The sequence below is a fragment of the Streptomyces sp. UH6 genome (genome assembly GCF_013421635.1).
Lineage (GTDB): Bacteria > Actinomycetota > Actinomycetes > Streptomycetales > Streptomycetaceae > Streptomyces > Streptomyces abyssomicinicus.
Window position 1 is genome coordinate 1 of record NZ_JACADT010001170.1, and the last position, 1,604, is coordinate 1,604.

Sequence of the window (1,604 nt, forward strand, 5' to 3'; positions counted from 1 at the left end):
GTGGTCCCGGAGGAGCGGCCGAGCGACCTCTGGAGCGAGGCGACCTCCTCGTCCGCCTGGGCGGCCGCGCCGGCGGGCGAGAGCTGACCGCCCGTCATCGCCCCGATGGCCTTGGACACGGGCAGCTCGCCCCCCGCGGCCCCGACCAGCGCGCCGTGGCCCTGCGCGATGCCCCAGCGGCCCATCCGGTGCACCCCGTCCACCAGGCGGTCCAGCAGTTCCGGCGGGTACACCTCGTCTATCGGCCGGCGCGTGTCCACCCCGAGGTCGCTGCTCCGCCAGGCCCGCAGATAGCGGTCGGGCTCCCCGGCGGTGCCCCGGCGGACGGGGATCTTGCCCTCCGGCGCCATCCCGAACCAGCCCTCGTATCCCGGCCCCATCATGTACTCCACGAACCGGCGGGAGGCCTCCTCCTCGGCGGTCCGGGTGACCGCCCAGGACGTCACCTCGCCGAACTGGGCCGGTCCCTCGGCGTCCGGGCCCTCGATCGAGGTGACCACCCCGCTGTTCGCCGCCAGGAACCGCGGATCGTCCGCGCACTCCGGGCAGCTCGGCAGGGCGTCCGAACGCAGCCCGGCCATCTCGTCCAGGACGAAGGACGACCAGATCACCATGGAGCTGCGGCCCGCGAAGTAGGTGGCGCGGGTGGAGTCCACGGTCTGGGTCCCGGGAGCCCCGTGATCCCGGGCGAGCCGGTCGTAGACGGAGAACGCGCGTTCGCAGGGCGGTGACTCCAGGGCGACCCGTCCGGCCTCGACCAGCCGGCAGTCGTTGGCCAGGGCCAGGTTCTCGAAGCTCTGGGAGGTGAAGACGTCGGCGGGGTCGGTGGCCACCGACGCGCCGTCCAGGCCGCCCCCGGTCAGCCGCTTCGCGGCGTCCAGCATCCGGGCGTAGGTGTCGGGCGGCGGCAGGCGCCGCTCCTCGAAACGGTCCTTGCGGTACACCAGCAGCTGCAGCCAGGCGTCGGAGGGGACCGCGAGCCGGGTCGGGCCCTCGGAGGCGAGCGCGAGGGCGTTCGCGTCGAAGGTCGCGGGCCCCAGTCCCTCCACGACGCGACCCGGGATCCGGGTGTTGAGGAGCTCGTTGCCGTGCATCTGCCAGATCTGGCCCAGGGTGGCCGCGCCGATGACGTCCGGCAGGGTCCCGGAGGCGGCCGCGGACATGATCAGCTGCGGCAGCTGTGCCTCGGTCACGCCCACCAGCTCGACCTGGACGCCGCTCTCGCGCCGGAACCGGTCGATCACCTTCTCGGTGGCGGCGATCCGGTCCGGCAGGCTCTCCTGCGACCAGACGGTGATCCTGCCGTCCGCGGGGTCCGGTCCCGTGTCGCCCGAGCAGCCGGAGAGCAGCCCGAGCAGCAGGGCCGCCGTGGCGCCGAGCGCGGCCTTCCTGGACCGCCGGGCCTCACGCATGGGTGACCTCATCGCCTTCCGCCGCGCCGGGCCGGGTCGCCCGGCGTCACCTTCCGGTCCATCAGGAGTAGGCGGAACCGGCCGCTCCCTGCAACCGGAGGGGCGGTGAACGGGCGATGGCGCCGGGCACGGCGGCCGTTCGGCCCCGCACCGGTTGCGGGTGGCCCGGCGCCCGGTTCGGATGGGCGGACG

Annotated in this window: 1 protein-coding gene; it reads right to left on the bottom strand. The window is 74.6% G+C overall.

What is annotated here, in order from left to right:
• Positions 1-1,412, bottom strand: a 1,412-nt coding sequence (locus HW445_RS30310; protein ID WP_180224004.1) for an ABC transporter substrate-binding protein, incomplete at its 3' end; no start/stop codon positions are given.
• Between the last annotated feature and the right edge of the window lie 192 nt (positions 1,413-1,604).